We start from the raw sequence: 22,415 nt of genomic DNA on the forward strand, positions 1-22,415 counted from the left end.
TCCGGAAAGATCAGTGGCCGCCGGCTTCAGCCGGTGATATGCCCGATTGAAGGGTGAGCGGTGCGATTGGCTGGCCAAGCAGACTAGCCTTGAGTGCGGCATCGGCGCGCCAGAAATCGCGCTCGGCCTCAATTGCCCGGACCACACTGGCCGATTGCGAACGTGCGGCGACAAGGAGTTCGAACACCCCGATCAGCATCCCGTTGTACTGGAGCACCGATTCTTCGGTGATGTTCTGATGTAGCGGCACGACCTCGTTGCGGTAATGGCGAGCGAGGTCGTAGGCGCTGCGATAGCCATCGTAGGCCACCCGGACCTGAGAGCTCGCATTGCGGGCGACCTCGAGCGTACGGTTGAAGGCCGAGAGATAGCGGGCCTCGCTGCCGGCGCGCGCGGCATCGCCAAAGTCGAACAGAGGCAGCGGCAACTCGATCTCGAAGCCGCGTTGCGTCGACTCGCCCGTCTCGCTGTTGCGCACGCCTGCGACATGCAGGCCGTTGACCACGCTGGTCACGCGCGTGAGGCCCAGGCTCTTCGCCGTGCGATCAAGGTCGGTGCGTGCGATGCGTACATCGAGCCGGTTATCGAGCAGCGCGGCACCCGCGGTTGTCTCGTCCATCGGCGTCTCGGGCAAGGTCGGCAACGGGTCCGGCAAGCGCAGGGCTTGCGCCTGGCTGGGGGTCAGGCCCAGACGCTGGATCAGGGCCTCGCGTGCGGACGTGGCGTTCTGGCGGGCACGGATCAGGTTGGCGGTTTCCTCGGCGGCCAGCGCCTGTTCGCGTGCGCGTTGCAGTCGACTGAAGTTGCCCGTTGACTGCATCCGGCGCGCAAGCTCGGCGGCCGTACCGGCAGCATTTGCGACGTCCGATCGGTAGCGGGCGATCTGGTTGGCGGCGACCGCGTCGACCCAGGCCTGGCGTACTTCGGTGACGGTGTTCAACAGAGCAATGGAGGACTGCAACCGACTCTGCTGCTGACGGAACTCCGCCAGTTCGAGGCGCGCGGGAAGGAAAATTAGATCGAACAACGAAATGCCGAGTGACCGACCAATGTCGAGTTCCCTCCCCTCTGCGCCAGAGCGGACCAGACGCTCGAACGTGAACACCGGATTGGCGATCCGGGCCGAGCCGGTCGCATCGGCCGAGGCTACGGCGGCCTCCGCCAGCAGGGTCTGGAAAGCTGGGCTGTAGCCAAGTGCGATGCGCACCGCGTCATCGATCGCCAACGGCTGTGTGAGCAGGCGATCGACCTCGCCGCGCATCGCTTCACGCGCGGAGTCGGAGCGCAGCCAGCGCACTTCGCTACCCGTCTGCTCGCGAGCAAAACGCTCAACCTCGGCGAAGTTCTGATCGATCGCGACGCTGGCACACCCCGTGAGCAGGGTGGCTGCAAACATCGATACAGGGAGACTTGCTTTCATCGCTCGCCTCCTTGCGAAGGACGCTTGAGATGCCCCGCCTGGCCGCCCAGGCGCTCTACTTCGTCGTTGGCTTCCTTCCACGGGCGCAGGGGCTCATCGACACGATAGGGGCGATATTCGCTCAGGCTCGAGCGGTAGACTGGTAGGGCGTGTGCCTCGGTCTGTGCGCCCGCTGCCGCGGGCCGGGTCTCGGCAGGCTCATTGCCGGCGGGACTCAGTGGCGTGGAGGTCTCGGCCTGCGCGCCCGACGCGAGCGCGCAGGCGACGACCAACCCTCCTCCAAAGTGAAAGATTCGTCTCTGCATGGGGATTGTCTCTCTATTGGTCTTGTGAAGACGCGGACGAACAGGCCGCCCCGTACCTGGGCGCTCAGTTGGGCGCAGCCGGTGTAGCAGCCGGGTGCATCTTCATCATGTTTTTCATCATGCTCATGTGCTGTTGCATCATCTTCATATGCTCCTGCATGAGCTTGGGATCCATCATCATGCCGCCCATCGGTCCCGTGCCCGGTGCGGGACCAGCACCCGGCCCGCGTCCCTTCATCATCTGCCCATCCATCATCGGGCATCCAGACAGCGCGCCCTGCGATGCAGCCTCCAAGGCCTTGATCTGCTCTTCCATCATGGCCATGCGGTGTTCCGGGTCGGTCGCTTCACGGATCGACTTCATCCGCGCCTGAAGTGCGGGGACGCTCGATGCCGGCGGCCACGCCTGCGCCTGATCCGTCGATTGTGCGACGACCGGACTGCCATACATGGCCCCGACCAGTGTGACGACCGGCAAGAGCCGGCCGAAACGATACAGCCAGTGTTTCATGATCGATCTCCCAGTGGTTGCGGTGTGAATCCGTTGCGATACGGAATGTCGTGCCACGCAAGCCATCTTGCGCTCGTCTGCCTGTCGTCGGCCTGACCTGGAAATTACATTTCTGTAATCCCGCGTGCTGTCCGGACCCAAGGGGCAGAATTGGCACACGCAGCACGAAACGTGTAGGAGTACATCCATGAAAATTCTGATCGTTGAAGACGAGATCAAGACCGGCGATTACCTGCGCCAGGGGCTGATGGAGGCTGGCTTTGTCGTCGACCTGGCGCGGGACGGCCTCGATGGGCTTCACCTCGCGCTCAACGGCGACTACGACCTCGTCGTGCTGGACGTGATGCTGCCAAGGCTGGACGGCTGGGGCATCCTGCAAACACTGCGTCGCAGCAGTCGTGAGACCCCCGTGTTGTTCCTGACTGCCCGTGACCAAGTTGAGGATCGGGTCCGTGGTCTTGAGCTCGGCGCCGACGATTACCTGGTCAAGCCCTTCGCGTTTTCCGAGTTTCTCGCGCGCGTTCGCACGCTGCTGCGCAGGGGAAGAAACCACGAACCGGAGACCCTGCGCTCAGCGAACCTGGAGCTCGATTTGCTTCGCCGCCGGGTGAACCGATGCGGGCAGCGTATCGATCTGACCGCCAAGGAGTTTGCCCTGCTGGAACTGCTGCTGCGCCGCAAAGGTGAAGTGTTGCCGCGCTCCCTGATCGCTTCGCAGGTGTGGGATATGAACTTCGACAGTGACACCAACGTGATCGAGGTCGCAGTGCGCAGGCTACGGGTGAAAGTCGACGACCCCTTCGAGCCCAAGCTGATCCGCACCGTGCGCGGCATGGGCTACGTGCTCGAAGCGATGGAGCCGAGCTAACGATGATCCGTATTCACTCGCTGACGGCGCGATTGGCAACGCTCTTTGCGGCCCTCACCGCAAGCCTGCTGGTGCTGGTAGCGGTACTGTTTGGCCGCATGCTGGACGCGCATTTCCAGGAGCTAGACCTGCACGAATTGCAGGGCAAGGCCGCACTCATACGCAACGCGCTGCAGGATGACACTGCGACTGGGGGGCGATCGGAACGCATCCAGGCACTCGCTCGCTCTTTCGTTGGACACGAGAGTGTGGGTGTCCTGCTTCGCGACGTCGAGGGACGCGTCATCCACGTTATCCACCCCGAGCACTTCACCGCTGCCCAGCGGGCTGGAGAACGACTTTCGGGCGGGCTGACTGACTGGACGGTCGACGGGCATCCACATCGAGGGGTTGAGGTCAGCATCACGCTACCGCCCCTCGAATCGAGGGACCAGTCGATCGAGGCGCTGGTCGCACTCGATCTGTCGCATCACGTCCATTTCCTCGCGTCGGTGCGAAATGCGACGTGGGCGGGCGTCGTCGTCGCAGCATTGGCGGCGGCGCTCTTCGGCTGGTTTGCTGCGCACCGTGGCCTCGCCCCGCTGCGCCAGGTCACCGAAACCGCCCGCAAGCTGTCTGCACGGCAACTGGCCGAGCGTCTCGCCATCGATGATGCACCGCTGGAGGTACGCGACCACATCGAAGCCTTCAATGGCATGCTCGCCCGGCTCGAGGCTGCTTTCCAGCGCCTCGGTGACTATTCGGCGGACATTGCCCACGAACTGCGTACGCCGATCTCGAACCTGATGACGCAGACCCAGGTGGCGCTGTCGCGGCCACGCACGAATGACGAATATCAGGACATCCTGGCGTCGAACCTCGAGGAATACGAGCGCATCGCACGCATGGTCAGCGACATGTTGTTTCTCGCCAAGGCCGAGGAGAACACCCTCGCGCATGCCGGCGAACCTGTCGACCTTGCCCTCGAGGCGGATGCGCTGATCGATTTCTACGAAGCCTTGGCCGAAGAGGGCCAAGTCCGCATCGTGCGCCAAGGCCAGGCGAGCGTTCAGGGTGATCGCCTGATGCTGCGGCGCGCCTTGTCGAACCTGATTTCGAATGCGCTTCGTCACACACCGAAAGAGGGACAGATCACGATCAGGATCGACGCGGACGCAGCCGGCGTAGGTCTCGCCGTGTGCAATGTCGGCGACCCCATCCCCGCCGATCAGATCGAGCGGATCTTCGAACGCTTCCATCGCGGTAGCGCCCAGCGCGAATCTCGCGGTGAAGGCGCAGGGCTCGGACTTGCGATCACGCGTTCCATCGTCCAGGCCCACGGGGGTCACATCACTGCGCGCTCCGCTGAAGGTGTCACCTGCTTCACGATCACCTTGCCTCGCAATGAAGCCTCATCACCTTCCTGATCCTGCAAAGTCGACCGGGGTCCCGGCTGTCTGACGGAAATGTAATTTTGAGGTCAGCTTCCCGTTGGGCTCAAAGTGCCAAACTATGCCTCGACGCCATCAACCGGAAGACGAACATGAAGACGAAAACTTTGCTCGGCGGGCTCGTGGCAAGCCTGATGATCGTGAGCGGCGCAGCGTTTGCGCAGGGGCCCGTACGCGTTGAGGTCTACAAGAGCGCTTACTGCGGGTGCTGCGGGAAATGGGTCGAGCACCTGAGAAAGAACGGCTTCGATGTCGTGACGAAAGACGTCGATGATGTCCCCGCAGCCCGCAAGGCACTGGGCATGCCGGACCAATACGGCTCGTGTCACACGGCCAAGGTAGGTTCCTATTCCGTCGAGGGGCACGTCCCTGCGGACGACATCCGACGGCTTCTCGCCGAGTCCCCAAAGGCCATCGGACTGGCTACGCCAGGCATGCCGCAGGGGTCGCCCGGCATGGAGACCTCGACCCCGCAACCCTATGAGACGCTTCTGGTCGGGCTTGACGGAAGCGCGAGGGTTTTTGCCCGACACTGACGGCAGAGCTGGTGAGTATCGACTTTATGAGCGCAGTGCCGGCCGACTTACGAACCACGCTGGCCTCAGCTCGCTCTAGGGCTGGTTTCGGATCTCACCGGTCGCTCGAATGACGACTCTGCTACTACCATGTGTGGCAGCAAATGGCCGATACGACCCTTCCAGCATCCCGCCGGAAAGCAGCCGCCCGTCGCGTCGAAGGCTTTCTTCGGGCAGCCGCCGGGACACGATCAGATTTCGATCTGCTCAGAGATCTCCAAGGCATCGTCGACCTCGATACCGAGGTACCGGACTGTCGATTCCAGCCTATGCCCGAGAAGAGTTCCCACGATTCCCCGGAGCAGTCGCCGAGCAAGTCACATCAAGGGATCGTCTCAGAAAACGGAAAATAAAGCACGTTAAGCCGGTGGCAGTGGTCGCAACGGTCTGAACTTGCCTGCGCCGACCTTGGTGCTGCTGCGCCAGAGGTAATCGCCGGTCAGATTGATGTGTTCCCACCCCAGCGGTGACAGGTATTGAAACAGCGTCTCGTCTACCGGTTTGCCGTGCCCGTTCAAAGCATTGGTTGCCCGTTCCAGATAGGCCGTGTTCCAAAGCACGATGGCCGCCGTTACCAGATTGAGGCCGCTGGCCCGGTAGCGTTGTTGCTCAAAACTGCGGTCGCGGATTTCGCCCAGTCGGTTGAAGAACACCGCCCTGGCCAGCGCGTTGCGCGCCTCGCCTTTGTTGAGTCCGGCCTGCACGCGGCGGCGCAGCTCCACGCTTTGCAGCCAATCCAGTATGAACAGCGTGCGCTCAATGCGCCCCAGCTCGCGCAGTGCAACGGCCAGTCCGTTCTGACGCGGATAGCTGCCGAGCTTGCGCAACATCAGCGAGGCCGTCACCGTACCCTGCTTGATCGAAGTGGCGAACCGCAAGATTTCATCCCAATGGGCGCGTATCTGCTTGATGTTCAGCCGGTCGCTGCTAATCATCGGCTTGAGCGCGTCATAGGCGGCATCGCCCTTTGGGATGAATAGCTTGGTGTCGCCCAGGTCTCGGATACGTGGCGCGAATCGGAAGCCCAGTAGGTGCATCAGGCCGAAGACATGATCGGTAAAGCCCGCTGTGTCGGTGTAGTGCTCCTCGATCCGCAAGTCCGACTCGTGGTACAGCAGGCCATCGAGCACATAGGTTGAATCACGCACGCCGACGTTGACTACCTTGGTGCTGAAGGGCGCGTACTGGTCGGAGATATGGGTATAAAACGTCCGGCCTGGACTGCTTCCATACTTCGGGTTGATATGCCCGGTGCTCTCCGCTTTGCTGCCGGTTCTGAAATTTTGGCCATCCGACGATGACGTGGTGCCATCGCCCCAGTTTCCGGCAAAGGATTGCCGGAACTGCGCGTTGACCAGTTCGGCCAGCGCCGTTGAGTACGTTTCATCCCGGATGTGCCAGGCTTGCAGCCACGACAGCTTGGCGTAAGTCGTGCCTGGGCAGGACTCGGCCATCTTGGTTAGCCCGAGATTGATGCCATCAGCCAGGATCGTCGTCAGCAGCAAGGTTTTGTCCTTGGCCGTGTCGCCGGTCTTCAGATGCGTGAAATGCCGGGTGAAGCCTGTCCACTCATCAACTTCCATCAGCAGTTCGGTAATCTTGACGTGTGGCAGCAGCATCGCCGACTGGTCGATTAGGGCTTGTGCGGTCTCCGGCACCGCCGCGTCCAGCGGCGTGATCTTCAGGCCGGACTCGGTAATGATGGCATCCGGCAGATCATTGGCCGCCGCCATGCGGTTGACGGTGGCAAGCTGCTGTTCCAGCAATGCCAGTCGGTCGTGCAAATACTGATCGCAATCGGTGGCCACTGCCAGCGACAATTCGTTGGCCAGCTTCAGAGTAGCGAACTTCTCGGCCGGCACCAGGTACTCATCAAAGTCCTTGAACTGGCGCGAACCCTGCACCCAGACATCGCCTGATCGCAGCGCGTTCTTTAGCTCTGACAGGGCGCACAGCTCGTAGTAGCGCCGGTCAATGCCATCGTCCGTGAGCACCAGTTTCGCCCAGCGTGGCTTGATGAATGCGGTCGGCGCGTCGGCGGGCACCTTGCGGGCGTTGTCGCTGTTCATGCCGCGAAGCACCTCGATGGCATCGAGTACGCCCTTGGCGGCTGGTGCCGCCCGTAACTTAAGTACGTCCAGGAACTGCGGCGCGTAGCGGCGCAACGTGGCGTAGCTTTCACCGATGCGATGCAGAAAGTCGAAGCTCTCCGGCTGCGCGAGCTTTTGCGCCTCCGTGACGCTGGCGGCGAAGGTATCCCACGGCATTACGGCCTCGATGGCGGCGAACGGATCGCCGCCGCTCTGTTTGGCTTCCAGCAAGGCTTGGCCGATGCGGCCATACATCCGCACCTTGTCATTGATCGCCTTGCCGGAAGCCTGAAACTGCTGCTGATGCTTGTTCTTGGCGGCGTTGAATAGTTTGCCAATGATGCGGTCGTGCAGGTCGATGATTTCGTCGGTGACGGTGGCCATACCTTCAATGGCCAGCGAAACCAGAGTGGCATAGCGTCGTTGCATCGTAAGCGCTCCACGAACCCCATCCTTCCGGGGCTCGCTACGCTGTGATCAACTGCTCAGCCTTGAGATTCCAGGGCAGGAGGGCCTCGACGTGTTCGACGGTGGTGGCGGTGGGCAAGGCGCGCAGCACGTGGCGCAGCCACAGGTACGGCTCGACGTTGTTGGCTTTGGCGGTCTCGATCAGCGAGTAGATGAGTGCGCTGGCACGCGCACCGGCCTGGGTGTCCGAGAAGAGCCATGCCTTCCTCCCAACGACGAAGGGGCGGATGGCGTTTTCGGCGGGGTTGTTGTCGATCGGCAGGTCGCCGCGCTCGAGGTAGCGCGTCAGTCGCGGCCACTGCCGATGCAGGTAGCCCAGGGCACCGCCGAGTATCGAGGTGGGCGGCACGGTGGGGAGCACCTGGTCGAGCCAAGCGCGAAGCTCACCGATGACGGCACGGCTTCGGCTCTGGCGTAGCGCCAGACGCTCGACGTCGCTCAGTTCGCGCGCCTCCTTCTCGATGGCGTAGAGCTTGCCGATCAGGGCCAGCGCCTCGTGGGCGCGACCACGCTTGCCTTCGGGCAGCACCTTGCCGGCATCGACGAAACGACGGCGTGCATGGACCCAGCAACCGAGCCGGGTCACCCCTTCGGTGAAGGCAATTGCGCCGTAGCTCTCGAGCCCGTCGGCGATCAGATACCCCTTCCAGCCTTCGAGCAGGCGCAAGGGCACCGCCTGCGCGCGGCTCGGATCGTACTCGAAGAGGATCACCGGCCTACCCGGCGGGCCACCGCGTTGCACCCACATCTGGCTCTTGCTGGTTGCCGCCCGACCGGGTTCCTTGAGCACCTGGACCGGGGTTTCGTCCATGTGGATGACGTCATGCCCGAGCAGCACGTCGCGCATCAGGTTGGCGATCGGCTGCAGCGCCTGCGCGGTGCCGATCACCCAGCGCGCCAGGGTCTGGCGCGGCACGAGCACGCCCGCACGGGCGAGCACGTACTCGAAACGCGCGAGCGGCAGCCCATCGACGTACTTGGTGACGAGCAGCATCGCCAGCAGGTCGTTGCTCGCGTTGCTCTTGGGTAGCACCTGCGCCGGAGCGCGGGCACTGACCGGCGCCTGATCGCCCTTGGGGCAGCCGTAGCGCTTCTTGATGTGGCGCAGCACGCGCACCTGCATCGGCACGATATCGAGCTGTTCGCTGACGTCCTGGCCGATCTCGACCATGGGGGTGCCGCAGGCGCAGGTACGCTCGGCCTCGGGGACGTCGTGGACGACGTCGATGCGCGGCAGCTCGATCGGCAAGGGCTTGCGCTTGCCGCGCGCCTTCTTCTTGCCGGCGTCGACGGGCGTCTGGCCAGACGGTTCAGTGGCCGAGAGCGGCAGGGTCGCGGTATCGCCCGCCTCGGATGCGGATGCGGCCAGCGCTTCGGCCTCGTCGAAGAGCCAGCCCTGGCCCGCGTGCGATTCGCTGCTGGGCCCGAACATGCGCCGACGCGCCAGGCGCAGCTGCTCGTAGAGCTCGAGGATGCGTGCCTCGAAGCCTTTTTGCAGTTCGGCCTCGCGGGCATCGAACGCTTTCTGAAGCTCGAGCTCACGCGCATCGAACGCTTTCTGGAGTTCGACTTCGCGGGTATGGACGACTTTCTGGAGGTCGGCCTCGTACGCCTTGAGGGTGGCTTCCTGCGCGCGTCGAAGCGTCTCGAACTGGACTGTAAGTTGGGTATTGAGTTGCGTCTCGAAGGCACGCTGCTGGGCCAGCAGCAAGGCTTTGAGCACCGCCGGATCGTCGGGCAACTGCGCGGGGAGGACGGACGCGCACACGCCGACATTGGCATTCGAACGAGGGGCGGCGGTACGCTGTGGCATGCCGGAATTATACCCGATCACGCTACGTAACTGATTGGTAATGCAGCGTTTTATGAGGCTTTGCCGCCCACAGGTCGAAGCCTTCGAGCAGCCACTCGAGCTCCTTCATCGTCAGCGTGCAGGTGGGCTGGCTCGCCTCGGCCGCCGGCCAGGCGAAGCGCTCGGCTTCGAGCCGCTTGTACCAGAGGCAGAAGCCGTTGCGGTGCCAGTACAGCGCCTTGAGCTTGTCGCGGCGGCGGTTGATGAACAGGTACAGCGCGTCGCCGAACGGGTTCAATCCCAGTTCCTGCTCGACCAGCGCCGACAGCCCGCCGATGGATTTGCGAAAGTCGATCGCCGACCGGTACAGATACACCGCGCCGATGGTGTGCCCCGGATGCATCAGCGCCCCCGCTCCGAGAGCGCCGCCGACAGCGCGGCCAGCCAGTCGACGCCGGGCAGCGTCGCGCACTCGAGCCGCAGCTGTGCGCCGATCATTACCGTGCAGCCCGTGCGGGCCGTCATCGAAGGCTCGATCTGGATCGGAACGAATCCGCCAAGCTTGGCGCGGCTGCGGCGACCGCCGGCCACCAGGCGCTTACGCCATTGGTAAAGCGCTTGCGGCGACAGGCCCTCGCGCTCGGCGTAGGCCTTCGTGGTGATGCCTTCGGCCTCGATCGCCGAAAGGTGCGACAACCAGAACGTGCTGCGCTCCGACATGCTCGTGCTCCCAGAGAAACGGAAGCCCAAGCATGCGGACTCACCCGGGGCTACGTAAGGATGGGGTTCGTGGAGCGCTTACGAAAAAGTAACGTTGCCAGCCGCCAGCGTTCGCCAGAAAGCTGAATGCCGCGCCGGGATTCAGGACATGGACGAAGTTGAAGAAGGGCGTGACTTCGACCTGTTCACCGTAGGCAAACGTGCGGGTGATGGCGAACTTTGCGAGCTGATCGGTCATGACAGCACTGGCGGCCACTGCGAACCAGACCCAAGTCGATGTGCGGCGAGCCGATTGCCACACAGGGACGGCCAGCGGCATCAGCCACCCGGCGAGCGCCGTGCAACTCAATCCAAGTACCCACCCCGCCAGCACATCGGCAGGAAAGTGCATTCCGGCTGCGATGCGTGACCAACCGACCAATGCGGCGTACAACACCAAGCCGATGCGGCCACGACGGCCTATCAAAGGCCAGAGCGCGCCGACCACCAGCGCGGCATAGGTGGCATGCCCGCTGGGCAGGCTGTAGTGTCGTTCGATGCCCCCGATAACGCGCACCATGTCGCCAAAAACGGCAGGCGGGCGTGGAAAGTCGATCCATAGCTTCAAGATGGTGGCGACGAGAAATGCCAACGCAAAGGCCACGCTAAAGACTCTGAGTCTGTACCGGATGGCATCGGCCCGCGTTGGGTCAGGTGCCGACTTTGACCATCCCCACATCGCCAAGAGCATCAGTGGTGCAGTCCAGTAGTTGCCTATCACAAGGTTGAAGAACGATGCCAGCGGTTCCAGCGCTGCAGGTGTGCTCATGTTGATGGCTTGGAACAACGCGATGTTCAGACCACCCCAGTCGTAGAGAAAGAATTTCCAGCTCATTTGCGCAACAGCCTCAAGCCATTGCCAACGACGAGCAAGCTGGCCCCCATATCAGCAAACACCGCCATCCACATGGTCGCTTGACCCGTGAAGGTCAGCACCAGAAATACTGCCTTGATGCCAAGGGCCAGCACAATGTTTTGCATCAGCACCTGCGCCGTCGCACGCGACAGGCGCACGAAGGTCGGAATCTTGCGCAGGTTGTCGTCCATCAGGGCCACGTCGGCGGTCTCGATTGCGGTATCTGTGCCAGCCGCTCCCATTGCAAAGCCGATGTCCGCACGCGCCAAGGCCGGGGCATCGTTGATGCCATCACCGACCATGCCAACCTTGCCGCTTCGGGCCAGTTGCTCCACTTCGCGCAATTTGTCATCTGGGAGTAGGTTGCCTTGCGCACGGTCGATTCCGGCTTGTGCGGCAATGGCCTGTGCCGTATGGGGGTTGTCGCCGGTCAGCATCATGGTGTTGATGCCCAGTGCGTGCAGCTCGGCGATGGCGGTCCTGCTGCTGTCCTTGATGGTGTCCGCTACGGCGAATAAGGCATGTACCGCCTTTGCGCCTACCAACATCACGACGGTCTTGCCAGCGGTTTCCAGCGCAGCGATGCGCTGCTCCAGCTCTGGTGTGCACTGCCCCAGCTCTTCGAGCATCCGGTGGTTGCCCAGATGGTAGGTCGCACCGTTGATTTGGCCTTGCACACCCCGACCGGGCAGCGCGTTGAATTCGGCCACGTCGAGCAAGGCAACCCCGTCCGTCTGCGCGGCCTGTGCCACCGCCTTGGATACAGGATGGTCCGAGCGGGCCGCCAGACTGGCAGCGATGCTGCGGCTGTCCGAGGCGAGTGCATTGCCCCATGTGACAAAGTCGGTCTGTGCGGGCTTGCCGTGCGTGATCGTGCCGGTCTTGTCCAGAGCCAGCCAGCGCAGCTTGCGGCCTTCTTCCAGATAGACGCCACCTTTGATGAGAATGCCGTGGCGGGCGGCGGCGGCCAGGCCGCTGACGATGCTGACCGGTGTAGAGATCACCAGTGCGCACGGGCAGGCGACCACCAGCAGAACCAATGCACGGTAGATCCAGTCGAGCCATGCCGCACCCATGAACAGCGGCGGCAACAACGCGACGGCGATGGCAACGCCGAATACAACGGGGGTGTACCAGCGGGCGAACTGATCGACAAAACGCTGAGTCGGCGCACGACTACCTTGCGCAGCCTCTACCGCGTGAATGATCCGGGCCAAAGTGGAGTTGTTGGCCAAGGCGGTGACGCGGTACTCGAACGAGCCGGATTCGTTGATCGTGCCAGCGAACACCGAATCACCGGGGGATTTTTCGACCGGGAGGCTTTCACCCGTGATCGGGGCTTGGTTGACGGCAGAGCGGCCTTCCAGCACCTCACCATCAAGGGCGATGCGCTCACCTGGTTTGACCCGGACGCGGGCGCCGATGGTGATTTGCTTGGCGCCCACCTCGCGCCATGTGCCGTCAGCCTGCTGTACCGTGGCCTGTTCCGGGGTCAGGTCGAGCAGGCCACGGATAGCGTTACGAGCGCGATCCAGCGATTTGGCTTCGATTACCTCGGCCAGCGCGAACAGTACCATCACCATTGCCGCTTCGGGCCAGTGGCCGATCAACATGGCACCCGTGACCGCAATCGACATGAGGGCGTTCATGTTGAGATTACGGTTCTTGAGCGCAATCCACCCCTTCTTGTAGGTGGAGAGGCCACCCGTGAAGACCGCGACAAGCGCCAGAACGACAACCGACCAGTGATTGCCGTTGTGGAGCCAGTAGACCGCCTCGGCCGCCGATGCAGTGACCAAGGAGATGCCCAGCGGCCACCAGTTGGTCGGCGTGGTCACAGGGGCGGCGGATGGAGATGCGACCTCTGCCGTGTCCACGACCTGCGCCTCGAATCCAAGCGCTTGCAGTGCCACGAGCACGTCTGGCAGAACCTGGTTCGCATGGCGTACCGACAGCGTGCGCTGCATCAGGTTGAAATCGAGATCAGCAACACCGGCCACGGTGCCGAGCTTGTTGCGGATCAACGTCTCTTCGGTCGGGCAATCCATCTTGGCAATGGACAGCTTGGTCGTCTGCTCGGCCGACGCCTGATCCATGCGCACAGCTTGCATGCCGATGGCCTTCAGCGCCTGCTCGACGGGAGACAACGAAGGCAATTCGTGTCGCACGGCCAAGGTACGTTGCATCAGGTTGAATTCAAGACCCGCCACCCCCGCCAGACCGGCCAGTTTGCTTCGGATCAGCGCCTCTTCGGTCGGGCAATCCATGTTCTCGATGCGGTACACCGCTTGAGCCGATCCGGTTGCCAGCGGGGCCGGTGCCGTGGGTTGGATGATCGGCTCAGTCGTGCAGCCACACCCCTTTGAAGCGCATTCGCTCATGAGTAACTCCTGAAAATCTTCTATTCAGCCTCCATTAAAATCTCTATAGTCACTATAGAGTCAAGTGATAATTGGAGATTGATGCATGGAAATCAGAATTGGCGACCTCGCCAAGCGCTCTGGGTGCGAGGTCGTGACCATCCGCTACTACGAGAAGGAAGGGCTACTGCCGAAGCCAGCGCGAAGCGGTGGCAACTTCCGGCTGTACGGTGAGGCGCACATTGAGCGCTTGCAATTCATCCGTCATTGCCGTTCGCTCGACATGACGTTGAGCGAGATTCGCGCATTGCTGGGTCTGCGAGACAACCCGATGCAGGACTGTGGGGAGGTCAACACGCTGCTGGAGGCCCATATTCAACAGGTGGAAATGCGTGTGTCCGCGCTGTTGCAGTTAAAACGGCACTTGGTTGATTTGCGCGAGAAGTGTTCTGGCTCTCGATCTGTAGAGGCGTGCGGCATTTTGCAAGGGTTGGGCAATTGCAATTGCCATGGTGAAAGTGCCACGAACAGTCAAACATCTGGGTAAGTAAGGGCTTAGCGTGCTTTATTTTCCGTTTTCTGAGCATCCCATCCGCGCGTCCCGCACGCCCGGCGTTCCGGAAGAAACGACTATGGCTTACAAGGAGAACGGCAGCGCCGCGATGACCGACACGTCATTGGTGCGAGCTCGCGGCGTTAGAGGACGCTGTGGAGCGAGCCCGACTCTGAGCATGGTCCGGGAATCGTCGGCGACAGTGGTGAGCACAGCGATGTGCATCCCGTTTGAGAGATCGAGTCGAAATCGACGCTTCCCTTGGCGCTGCCGTTCTTGGACGAGGATGGAGCAGATGATGGCGATGCGCAAGCGGACAGACACGGTGTTCCCGAACGCGGCGGGGATCGATGTGGGTGCTTCGAGCCACTGGGTGGCGGTGCCGCCCGACGCGGCAGAGGAGTCGGTGCGCGAGTTCGGCGTCATGACGGACGATCTGCGCGCCTTGGCCGACGGGTTGCTGGCGTGCAAGGTGGAGATCGTCGCCTTGGAGTCGACCGGCGTGTACTGGATCCCGCTGTTCGAGATCCTGGAGCAGCGCGGACTGCAGGTCTGGCTGGTCGATGCGCGACAGATGAAGTACGTGCCCGGCCGCAAGAGTGATGTGCAGGATTGTCAGTGGCTGCAGCGTTTGATGAGCTACGGGCTGCTGCGCGCAGCATGGCGACCTGCCGGAGAGGTCTGTGAGCTACGGGCGATTGCCCGGCTGCGCGAGACCTTGCTCGCCGAGCAGGCCAGTTGGGTGCAGCGCATGCAAAAAGCCTTGGTGCAGATGAACATTCAACTCACCGAGGTGCTCACCGACGTGATGGGGATGAGCGGTCAGGCGATCATCCGTGACATCGTCGCCGGCGAGCGCAACCCTGAAGTGCTGGCGCGTCACCGTCACCGGCGGGTCAAGGCCAGCACCGAGGAGGTCATCCGTGCGCTGACCGGGAACTGGCGCCAGGAGCATCTGTTCGTGCTGGGTCAGGCACTGTCGATGTACGACGACATCGCCCGTCACCTGCGCGAATGCGACGCCCAGATGCAGGTGCTGCTCGGGCAGCGGGCGCAGTGCGCGATCAACGTTGGCGCGGTGCCTCGAGCCGGCAGCAAGGCGCGCGCTGCCTTCGATGTCCGGCAGATGCTCGCCAATTGGGCAGGGGTCGATCTGACGCGGATCAACGGGCTCGAGGTGAGCTCGGTGATGAAGATCCTGACCGAGATCGGACCCGACCTCTCCCGCTTTGCCAACGTGAAGCACTTCTGCTCGTGGCTGGGGCTGTGCCCAGGGACCAAGGTCAGCGGTGGCAAGGTGCTCTCGGCCGGTACCAAGCGTTCGGCCAACCGCGTGCGCCAGGCCCTGAAGATGGCCGCGATGACGCTATCGCACAGCAACTCCGCCCTCGGAGCGTTCTATCGGCGCCTTTGCAGCCGGATGGACAAACCCAAGGCGAACACCGCAACGGCGCATAAGCTCGCGCGCATGGTGTATTTCATGCTCACCCGCGGCGAGGCCTTCGTCGACCAGGGGCAGCAGCGATACGAAGAACTGCAACGCGAGCGCAGCATCGCTGCACTCAAACGCCGAGCCACCGCGCTCGGGTTCCAGATCAACCCCATCGGGGCAGCCGCATGAAAACCGCCCCGGCTAGTTTTGTTTCTTGAGAGGCGACCCCATCAAGGGGGGTGCGATGTGGTAACGCTGCTTCGGGCTACGCCCTTCGCAGCGTTACCACATCGCACATCAGGGATCAGACTATTTTGCCAAGAACTCAGCGAACCCAAGCGCACCCCTCAAAGCCGCTGATCATGACCATCAATCAGCGAGATCATGTCGTTGGACTGCTTGATCATGAAGAATGGAATCTGCAATTTGCCAGGACGATGAAGCTGCGCCGTTCAAGATTTACAACGCGCCAACCGAGCCGTGCTGGTGGATCGTCGCCCCGCATGCCGCCGGTCAGGGTGTGCTGACGTTGCGCAGCAGTCGCTTTGTGCTGGTCGGGCGTTGGACAGGGGTGGTGCACTACGATGGCTCGGCCAACGATGAGGGCTGACGCTCGGTTTGTACCGACGGGCCCGGCGTTTGATCCGCAGCGTCTGGAAGGAGCACTGTGATGACCAAGGTTTCACCTTTCCCGTTGCTGTCTCGCATCGCCCACCAAGCGGGTGTCGTCGAGGCCGCACCGGCGCTCGACGAGATCAAGGCGGTGCTCGCTTCTGTGGGCATCAACCAACGCGGCTGGCGTCTTCTGCTCAGCTTCGGGGATGCGCTCCTCGCCCCCCTCATGCCGCGTGCTCATGGATCGGTATCTCCGTCGATGCCGTCCTTCCGGACGATTTGTGCGCTGCTGTGCTTGATCCAGCAATGTGAGATGGACGTGCTGCCCCCACCCGAGCTGACCCGGGCGTGGATGCGAATGCGGTTCCCGAGCGCGAAGCAGGATCTGGGCGATGTACCGGTCGGGCTGTTTCGTGCCTCATGGCTTGAGGCTGTGCGCCGCCAGTACGAGGGGTACGCGTTCCATCTTCTCTTGGCCGAGGAATTGCCCGCGGTCGTGCGGTGGTTCTTCAGTCAGGAGCCGCCGCTCTCGGGACAACAGCTGAAAAATCCGTGGCGATGGTTCCACGCACAAGCGGAGAACTGGTCGCTTCGCTGCGAGCAGCACTTCTCGTTCGACGTTTGGAAGCCGATTTTGCCGACCCCGGTGTCTGCTGGGTCGCTGCGCATCATCGAGTTGTTGTCCCCGGCGGCCGTCGAAGACGAAGCGCGCTGCATGCGCCACTGCGTCGACATGTTTATCCCCGATTGCGAGTGCGGAGACTATCGGGTGTTCTCGGTCCAGGTCATTCCTACCGGGGAGCGGGTGGCCACCATCGGGATGATCAACGATGACCGCGTCTGGATCATCGATGACATCCGAGGTCAGGACAACGAGGACGTCGACGAGATGGTGTGGGCCTTGGCCGTGCGTGTCCGCCTGGACTGCAACTCGGTGGAAACGCTGCAACAAAGGTTCCGGTTTTGATGGGCCTTCTCGCTGCCCGTCGATGCGTCACGAAGTGCGCAGGGCAGAAAGTAGGGGAATTTTCGGACCGGATCGACGACGAGGGTATCGTCGGAATCGAACGAACAGAACAGGGAGCGCGAACATGGCCCACAACATTGGCGAGATGTTCTACTACGGCGAGCGGCCGTGGCATCGGCTCGGCGAGCGGCTCGAGCAGCCTGCAACGCTGGAGGAGGCGCTGAAGCACGGCGGGCTCGACTGGGAAGTCGAGCTACTGCCGCTGGCGGTCGCCGACGAGCCTGAATCGAAAGCGCCGCAGCGCTGCGCGGTCGTGCGCAAGGATCGCAAGCCGGGTCAGGCCGGCCGGGTGATCGGCGTAGTGCATCCGGGCTTCGGCCCACTCCAGAACCGGGCGGGCGCGGAAATGTTCGACGCTCTCCTCGGTCAAGGGCAGTCCATCTACCACACGGGCGGTTACCTGAAGAACGGAGAGGTGGTCTGGCTGCTGGCCAGGCTTCCCGGTGACATTCAGGTGCGCGGTGATGATGTCGTCGAGACCTATCTGCTCTTCAGCAACAGCCATGACGGTTCGAGCGCCATCGATATCCGGCTCACCACGGTGCGCGTGGTGTGCCAGAACACCTTGTCGCTGGCGTTGGACAACGCCTCCGTCGGCAAAGTCTTTCGGCGCGCGCACGATGGGCGCTACGGGGTGCTGAAGGAGGAGGCGCGCGCGTTCTTCGAGTTCAGCGTGAAGCGAAGCGAGGAAGCGCAGGCGCTCTTTGGCCGCCTCGCGAATGCTGAGTGTGATGACAAGGCGTTCGAGGACTTCCTGGCACAATTGCTGCCGGACCCCAAGCGCCCTGTCACGGCCGGCCAGAACCTGCAGGTGCAGCGTGCCTGGGAGACCCGGCTGGCCAACGTGCGGGCGACCCGCGCCCAGGTGATGGGCGTGCGCCGCGAGGGCATTCCCGCCCAGTGCGTCCCCCCCGAGGGCAAGACCTGGTGGGGCGCACTCAACACGCTCACCGGGTGGGTCGATCACGTTCAGAAAACCAACGCCGACCGATACGCCCACATCCTGTTCGGTGAGGGTGACCGCATCAAGACGACCGCGCTCCACCGGATCCAGGCGATCGTGCGCTGAGTGAGGAAATCATGACCACCCACGACTCGGACCCGGACATCCCCGCATTCCTGCGCCTGCCGCCCGGTGAGCGGCCGCAGCGCATGCGCTGCCTGACGCCGATGGTTTCGCTCGGTGCGCTCGCTGCGGCGCGCGAACGCTATGAGGCGCGGTTCGGCACGGCGCCCGACGAGCGCTACCTGCAGCGCCACGGCATCTGGCACCGGGTCGGGCTCCTCGACCTGGCCTGCGAGCGCGGGGTCGCGCTGGAAGGGCTGCCCGAGGCGCAGCTGGCGGGCGCGAATCGATGAGGCTGGCGCGGGCGAACGAGTGCACGTGCTGCGCCACGTGCCGACACCGGCCGGGAAGGGAACGATGACGGCCCAGATCGCCGAGCGCTTGCTGTACTAGGGCCAAACCTGGTCGATGTGCGCCAACCCGCTCGACGACTACTTCGCGTTTGGCGGCGTGAGTCCGGGATTTCGATGGGACTGCACGGCGCTGTGGCGGGGCTACGTCGGTCTGTGGGAGATCCAGAACGATCGCCTCTACCTGCTGGAGTTGAACGCCACCTTGGAGGACGGGAGCGCGGCTTCGTTGGCCACCGTCTTTCCTGACTTTCCGGAGTAGGTCTTCGCGCACTGGTACTCCGGTACCTTGCGCATTCCGCAGGGTAGGCTGTTGAAGTACGTGTACATGGGCTACGGCAGCACCTTCGAGCGGGACTTGCTGCTCGAGATCGAGCGCGGGGTCGTGGTGGCGAGCCGCGTGCGGCAGAACGGGACGGCGGGATCCGCGGGCGGCGGCGAGAGGTATGGGGTTGGCGGGATGACCGTGTGTTCACCGGAGCGCGCGAAGGATGGAGGCGCGCCGTGATCTACCTGTATGGCTACCTCGGCGTGGGCGTGGCGCTGTTCGCCTAGATCTATCTTGGGCTCTTGTGGAAGGCGAGGCGAGGGGAGCGCACACAGGCGGGCCCGATCGACGGGATCCGTGTCGTTCACACGAACCTTTGGGATCGGGCCCTCGATGAAATCGTGGTGCCGGTGCTCGGGTTCGGGTGGGGCGTGAGCTGCTGGCTCTGGTTCGCCTACTGGAAGGTCAAGAAGCGGATCTGGAGCGGCTGGCCGTGGAGGAGGTCGAGGTACGCGAGACGGTCTTCGACCCCATCGGCGCGGCGCCGAACCGGCCCTTCGGCCACCCGCACACGGCCTGGCGGGCATTCGTCGATGGCCGTGCGGAACGCGACGAACTGTGGTCGTTCTCGGCGGACTGGCGGACGGTCTGTGTGTTTCTTCTTCCGTTCGAAAGCCAGCGAGGCGACGGTCTTTTGCTTCATGGCGGTAGCGCAGCTTATGACATAGGGGCACCTCGAATAACCCGAGGTTTTCAGTAAATCCTGCCGTGCAACGTAACCGGTCACTGAGCGGCGTTCTTTGCCCGCCCGCGCCCACGCGGAACAATCCCTCCCACATTCATCAGGGAGGAGCCGGCAGTGACCAGGGCGACAGCGACCAACAACAAGTGGCGGCGGCGTAGCCGCCAGGAGTGGGAAACCGTCTTTGCGCGGTTTGCCGCGAGCGGCCTGGGGATCGAGCCGTTCTGCGCCCGTGAGGGACTCAGCGAGTCGACTTTCCGGCGCTGGCGTCGCCTGCTGGGCGAACCGAGTACGCAGCCCGCCGCGCCGGTGATGGAGCCCACCGGCTTCGTCGACGCCGGCACGCTCAAACTCGGAGGCACCGGTCGCCTCGAACTGCGGCTCGATCTGGGCGACGGCGTGATCCTTCACCTGTCGCGCGGCTGATGTTCTTCCCCGAAGGCGCAGTCCGGGTCCATGTCTATGGCCGCCCGGTCGACATGCGCAAATCCTTCGACGGCCTGTACGCGCTCACACGCCAGGCGCTCGGCTGCGATCCGCTGTCGGGCGAGCTGTTCGTGTTCATCAACCGGCGCGGCACGCAGATGAAGGTGCTGTACTGGGACCGCACCGGATTCTGCGTGTGGGCCAAGCGCCTCGAGCAGGGTCGTTTCGTGTCGAACTGGGCGCACGTCAGCACGCGTCAGATGGACTGGACCGGGCTCAAGCTCTTGCTCGAAGGCATCGAGCCGGTCCGCTACAAGCGCCGTTTCAGATTACCTACAAACGCCGTGCAGCCCGCATGAATGCTGGGCTCTGCGGTAAAATCTGTGCCATGTCCGCACCGCACTGCACCCCCGTTCCGACCCTTGCCGAGGCCGCCCAGTGGGCGCCCGAGCAGATCGTCGGACTGGCGCAGGCGAACGTCGCCTTGCAGCGCGACATGGATGCGATGCGCCTCGAGTTTGCGGCGCTCAAGCATCAGCTCGAGTGGTTCCGCCGCCAGCTCTTCGGCCAGAAGAGCGAGAAGCGCGTGGTTTCACCCGACCCGACGCAGATGCATCTGGGTGAGTTGCCGATCCCCGACACGCAGCCCGTCTCCCCAGGCAAGAGCGTAGCCGGACACACCCGTCGTGCCTCGCACACCGACTTCGCCCAGAGCAAGGACGAATCGGCGCTGTTCTTCGACGAGACGCGCGTCCCGGTCGAGACCATCACGCTCGCCAACCCCGAGATCGAGGGCCTCACCGCCGAGCAGTTCGAGGTGATCGGCGAGAAGGTCAGCCACCGCCTGGCGCAGCGCCCGGGCAGCTACGTGATCCTCAAGTACGTGCGCCCGGTCATCAAGCGCCGCGACACGCAGACGATCCACTGCCCGGCGGCCCCCGCCGGGGTGATCGACGGTAGCCGCGCCGACGTGAGCTTCATCGCCGGGCTCATCACCGACAAGTTCTGCTACCACCAGCCGCTGTACCGCCAGCATCAGCGGCTCGGGGACAACGGCATCCGGGTCTCGCGCCCGTGGCTCACGCAGCTCACCCACGCGGCGCTCGCGCTGCTCGAGCCGGTCTTTACGGCCCAGTTCGACTCGATCCGCGCAAGTCGCATCAAGGCGATGGACGAGACCCCGATCAAGGCCGGGCGCGCCGGCCCGGGGAAGATGAAGGGCGGCTACTTCTGGCCGGTGTATGGCGAGCGCGACGAAATCTGCTTCGCCTATCACGAGGGGCGTAGTGGCAAACACATTGCGCAGACCCTGGGGACCGACCCACCGCCCGAGGGGGCGGTGCTGCTCACCGACGGCTACGCGGCCTACGAACGTTACGCACAAAAATGCGGGCTCACGCGCGCGCAATGCTGGGCGCACTCGAGAAGAAAATTCTTCGAGGCCCAGTCGATCGAGCCCGAACGGGCGACGCAGGCATTGGAGATGATCGGCCAGCTCTACGCGGTAGAGCAGCACATCCGTGAGGCACAACTCATCGGCGAGGCACGCCGCGCATACCGGCTCGCCCAGGCCAAGCCGATGGTCGACCGGTTCTTCGACTGGGTCGGCGCCCAATTCGAATCCCAGGGGCTACTGCCGAGCTCACCGCTGACCACTGCCCTGGCCTACGTGCGTGAGCGCCGGGCCGCCCTCGAGGTCTACCTCGCCGACCCCGAGGTGCCGATCGACACCAACCACCTCGAGCGGGCGCTACGCGTAGTGCCGATGGGCCGCCGCAACTGGCTCTTCTGCTGGACCGAGGTCGGCGCGAAATACGTGGGGATCGCGCAGAGCCTGATCGCCACCTGTCGCCTGCACGACATCGACCCCTATGCCTATCTGGTCGATGTGCTCCAGCGCGTCGGCCAGCACCCTGCCGCCGATGTCGCGCAACTCACCCCAAGGCTGTGGAAGCAACACTTCGCGGCCAATCCGCTTCGATCCGATCTCCACCCGCGCTCGAAGTAGGCAAGAACGCCGCTCGGTTACCGCTTACCGTGCAACGATGATCACGACGGAATTCCGCTCGACTTCCTCGGCACCACGCTGCCTCACCCGGCGGCGCTGCCCCGTTTTTGCTCCGAATCGCCTCGGGCAGCGGCGATTCGGCCCATTTCGGGCGTCAGAAGGCCACGATTCCGGCCTTCTGGAAATACGTCAGCCGCTCCAGGTCGTAGCAGGCCGCCATCATCGTCATCGCAAAGCTCGCCCGCGCCTGGCCGATGGTTCGGATCAACTTGCCGCCCATTTGCGTGATGGCCGCCAACGGGTGTTCCACCCGCGCTCGCGTCCGCGCGATGCGCGTGTTCCGCCGCTGCTGGCATTCGGACAGCGGCTTGTTGCGTTGTCCTTTGCGCTGGATTTGATTCCGAAAGGCGTTGATCCTGCAACGGGTGATGCGCATGCGTCTGAGAGCGGCCGATACGCCGCTCTCGCCCGAGCGCGCATGGGTCTCGAACGGA

At 63.4% G+C, this 22,415-nt stretch carries 23 protein-coding genes and 2 pseudogenes; 14 read left to right on the forward strand and 11 right to left on the reverse strand.

Annotation, left to right across the window (positions count from 1 at the left end; translation table 11 throughout):
* Positions 1-10: 10 nt before the first annotated feature.
* The 3 genes from PO78_RS03495 to PO78_RS03500 all read right to left on the reverse strand — a co-directional run bounded on the left by PO78_RS03495 (position 11) and on the right by PO78_RS03500 (position 2,236).
* A complete protein-coding gene (locus PO78_RS03495; RefSeq protein ID WP_043742046.1) occupies positions 11-1,420 on the reverse strand; it encodes a TolC family protein in 1,410 nt (469 codons plus the stop codon).
* On the reverse strand, positions 1,417-1,725 hold the full coding sequence (locus PO78_RS22125; protein WP_082047686.1) for a hydrolase: 309 nt from the start codon (positions 1,723-1,725) through the stop codon (positions 1,417-1,419). Before PO78_RS22125 ends, PO78_RS03495 begins: the two co-directional genes overlap by 4 nt.
* 64 nt (positions 1,726-1,789) lie before the next feature.
* Positions 1,790-2,236 carry a hypothetical protein gene (locus PO78_RS03500; protein WP_043742048.1) on the reverse strand — a complete coding sequence of 149 codons (447 nt, stop codon included), beginning with the start codon at positions 2,234-2,236 and terminating at the stop codon, positions 1,790-1,792.
* A 187-nt stretch (positions 2,237-2,423) separates the two neighbouring features.
* Between PO78_RS03500 and PO78_RS03505 the strand changes: the two genes are divergently transcribed.
* The 3 genes from PO78_RS03505 (at position 2,424) to PO78_RS03515 (ending at position 5,070) form a co-directional block, all read left to right on the forward strand.
* Positions 2,424-3,104, forward strand: a complete 681-nt coding sequence (locus tag PO78_RS03505) for a heavy metal response regulator transcription factor (protein WP_043742050.1) — start codon at positions 2,424-2,426, stop codon at positions 3,102-3,104.
* Between the two features lie 2 nt (positions 3,105-3,106).
* Complete coding sequence (locus PO78_RS03510) at positions 3,107-4,510, forward strand: heavy metal sensor histidine kinase (protein ID WP_043742053.1); 1,404 nt, start codon at positions 3,107-3,109, stop codon at positions 4,508-4,510.
* A gap of 116 nt (positions 4,511-4,626) precedes the next feature.
* Positions 4,627-5,070, forward strand: coding sequence for a DUF411 domain-containing protein (locus PO78_RS03515; RefSeq protein ID WP_002943438.1), 444 nt, complete (start codon positions 4,627-4,629; stop codon positions 5,068-5,070).
* A 398-nt stretch (positions 5,071-5,468) separates the two neighbouring features.
* On the opposite strand, the pseudogene PO78_RS03520 reads toward PO78_RS03515, so the two are convergent.
* The 6 genes and pseudogenes from PO78_RS03520 to PO78_RS03545 form a co-directional block, all read right to left on the reverse strand.
* Positions 5,469-7,625 (reverse strand): annotated as a pseudogene (locus PO78_RS03520) (Tn3 family transposase); the annotation flags it as partial.
* Between the two features lie 40 nt (positions 7,626-7,665).
* A complete protein-coding gene (gene tnpC, locus PO78_RS03525; RefSeq protein WP_043741453.1) occupies positions 7,666-9,480 on the reverse strand; it encodes an IS66 family transposase in 1,815 nt (604 codons plus the stop codon).
* Between the two features lie 22 nt (positions 9,481-9,502).
* Positions 9,503-9,862: an IS66 family insertion sequence element accessory protein TnpB gene (tnpB, locus tag PO78_RS03530; protein ID WP_043741456.1), complete on the reverse strand. Its 360-nt coding sequence runs from the start codon at positions 9,860-9,862 to the stop codon at positions 9,503-9,505.
* Positions 9,862-10,179 carry an IS66 family insertion sequence element accessory protein TnpA gene (gene tnpA, locus PO78_RS03535; RefSeq protein ID WP_043741458.1) on the reverse strand — a complete coding sequence of 106 codons (318 nt, stop codon included), beginning with the start codon at positions 10,177-10,179 and terminating at the stop codon, positions 9,862-9,864. The genes tnpB (PO78_RS03530) and tnpA (PO78_RS03535) overlap by 1 nt, the downstream gene beginning before the upstream one ends.
* A 40-nt stretch (positions 10,180-10,219) precedes the next feature.
* Entirely contained in the window at positions 10,220-11,053 is an 834-nt protein-coding gene (locus PO78_RS03540; protein WP_231570604.1) for a phosphatase PAP2 family protein, read from the reverse strand.
* Positions 11,050-13,455, reverse strand: a complete 2,406-nt coding sequence (locus PO78_RS03545; RefSeq protein ID WP_034375348.1) for a heavy metal translocating P-type ATPase — start codon at positions 13,453-13,455, stop codon at positions 11,050-11,052. Before PO78_RS03545 ends, PO78_RS03540 begins: the two co-directional genes overlap by 4 nt.
* An 85-nt stretch (positions 13,456-13,540) precedes the next feature.
* Between PO78_RS03545 and cadR the strand changes: the two genes are divergently transcribed.
* The 8 genes from cadR to PO78_RS23120 all read left to right on the forward strand — a co-directional run bounded on the left by cadR (position 13,541) and on the right by PO78_RS23120 (position 18,985).
* A complete protein-coding gene (gene cadR / locus PO78_RS03550; protein WP_003804130.1) occupies positions 13,541-13,981 on the forward strand; it encodes a Cd(II)/Pb(II)-responsive transcriptional regulator in 441 nt (146 codons plus the stop codon).
* A gap of 304 nt (positions 13,982-14,285) precedes the next feature.
* Positions 14,286-15,608: an IS110 family transposase gene (locus PO78_RS03555; RefSeq protein ID WP_043742163.1), complete on the forward strand. Its 1,323-nt coding sequence runs from the start codon at positions 14,286-14,288 to the stop codon at positions 15,606-15,608.
* Positions 15,609-15,831: 223 nt separating this feature from the next.
* A complete protein-coding gene (locus tag PO78_RS22725; RefSeq protein ID WP_156147759.1) occupies positions 15,832-16,029 on the forward strand; it encodes a hypothetical protein in 198 nt (65 codons plus the stop codon).
* A gap of 60 nt (positions 16,030-16,089) precedes the next feature.
* Positions 16,090-17,001: a hypothetical protein gene (locus tag PO78_RS23110; RefSeq protein ID WP_012584366.1), complete on the forward strand. Its 912-nt coding sequence runs from the start codon at positions 16,090-16,092 to the stop codon at positions 16,999-17,001.
* A 124-nt stretch (positions 17,002-17,125) separates the two neighbouring features.
* On the forward strand, positions 17,126-18,130 hold the full coding sequence (locus PO78_RS21830; protein ID WP_052484350.1) for a DUF932 domain-containing protein: 1,005 nt from the start codon (positions 17,126-17,128) through the stop codon (positions 18,128-18,130).
* 11 nt (positions 18,131-18,141) lie between these two features.
* Positions 18,142-18,420 (forward strand): hypothetical protein, encoded by a 279-nt coding sequence (locus PO78_RS03570; protein ID WP_043742061.1) that lies wholly within the window; start codon positions 18,142-18,144, stop codon positions 18,418-18,420.
* Positions 18,421-18,535: 115 nt separating this feature from the next.
* Positions 18,536-18,739: a hypothetical protein gene (locus PO78_RS23115; protein ID WP_052484351.1), complete on the forward strand. Its 204-nt coding sequence runs from the start codon at positions 18,536-18,538 to the stop codon at positions 18,737-18,739.
* 51 nt (positions 18,740-18,790) lie between these two features.
* The gene (locus tag PO78_RS23120; RefSeq protein WP_197068722.1) at positions 18,791-18,985 is read left to right on the forward strand and encodes a hypothetical protein; all 195 of its coding nucleotides are present in this window, start codon (positions 18,791-18,793) and stop codon (positions 18,983-18,985) included.
* Between the two features lie 214 nt (positions 18,986-19,199).
* On the opposite strand, the gene PO78_RS22730 is transcribed toward PO78_RS23120, so the two are convergent.
* Entirely contained in the window at positions 19,200-19,448 is a 249-nt protein-coding gene (locus tag PO78_RS22730) for a hypothetical protein (protein WP_156147760.1), read from the reverse strand.
* A gap of 156 nt (positions 19,449-19,604) precedes the next feature.
* Between PO78_RS22730 and tnpA (PO78_RS03580) the strand changes: the two genes are divergently transcribed.
* From tnpA (PO78_RS03580) to tnpC (PO78_RS03590), 3 genes are read left to right on the forward strand one after another with little or no spacing between them, the layout of a single operon-like run.
* Entirely contained in the window at positions 19,605-19,913 is a 309-nt protein-coding gene (gene tnpA, locus PO78_RS03580; protein WP_043742008.1) for an IS66 family insertion sequence element accessory protein TnpA, read from the forward strand.
* Positions 19,913-20,272 (forward strand): IS66 family insertion sequence element accessory protein TnpB, encoded by a 360-nt coding sequence (tnpB, locus tag PO78_RS03585; RefSeq protein WP_043742005.1) that lies wholly within the window; start codon positions 19,913-19,915, stop codon positions 20,270-20,272. Before tnpA (PO78_RS03580) ends, tnpB (PO78_RS03585) begins: the two co-directional genes overlap by 1 nt.
* Positions 20,273-20,301: 29 nt before the next feature.
* Positions 20,302-21,921 (forward strand): IS66 family transposase, encoded by a 1,620-nt coding sequence (gene tnpC, locus PO78_RS03590; RefSeq protein WP_043742004.1) that lies wholly within the window; start codon positions 20,302-20,304, stop codon positions 21,919-21,921.
* A 154-nt stretch (positions 21,922-22,075) separates the two neighbouring features.
* On the opposite strand, the pseudogene PO78_RS22135 reads toward tnpC (PO78_RS03590), so the two are convergent.
* Positions 22,076-22,339, reverse strand: a pseudogene (locus PO78_RS22135) (transposase); the annotation flags it as partial.
* Positions 22,340-22,415: the final 76 nt, after the last annotated feature.

This window comes from Thauera sp. SWB20, from assembly GCF_000831325.1.
GTDB lineage: Bacteria > Pseudomonadota > Gammaproteobacteria > Burkholderiales > Rhodocyclaceae > Thauera > Thauera aminoaromatica.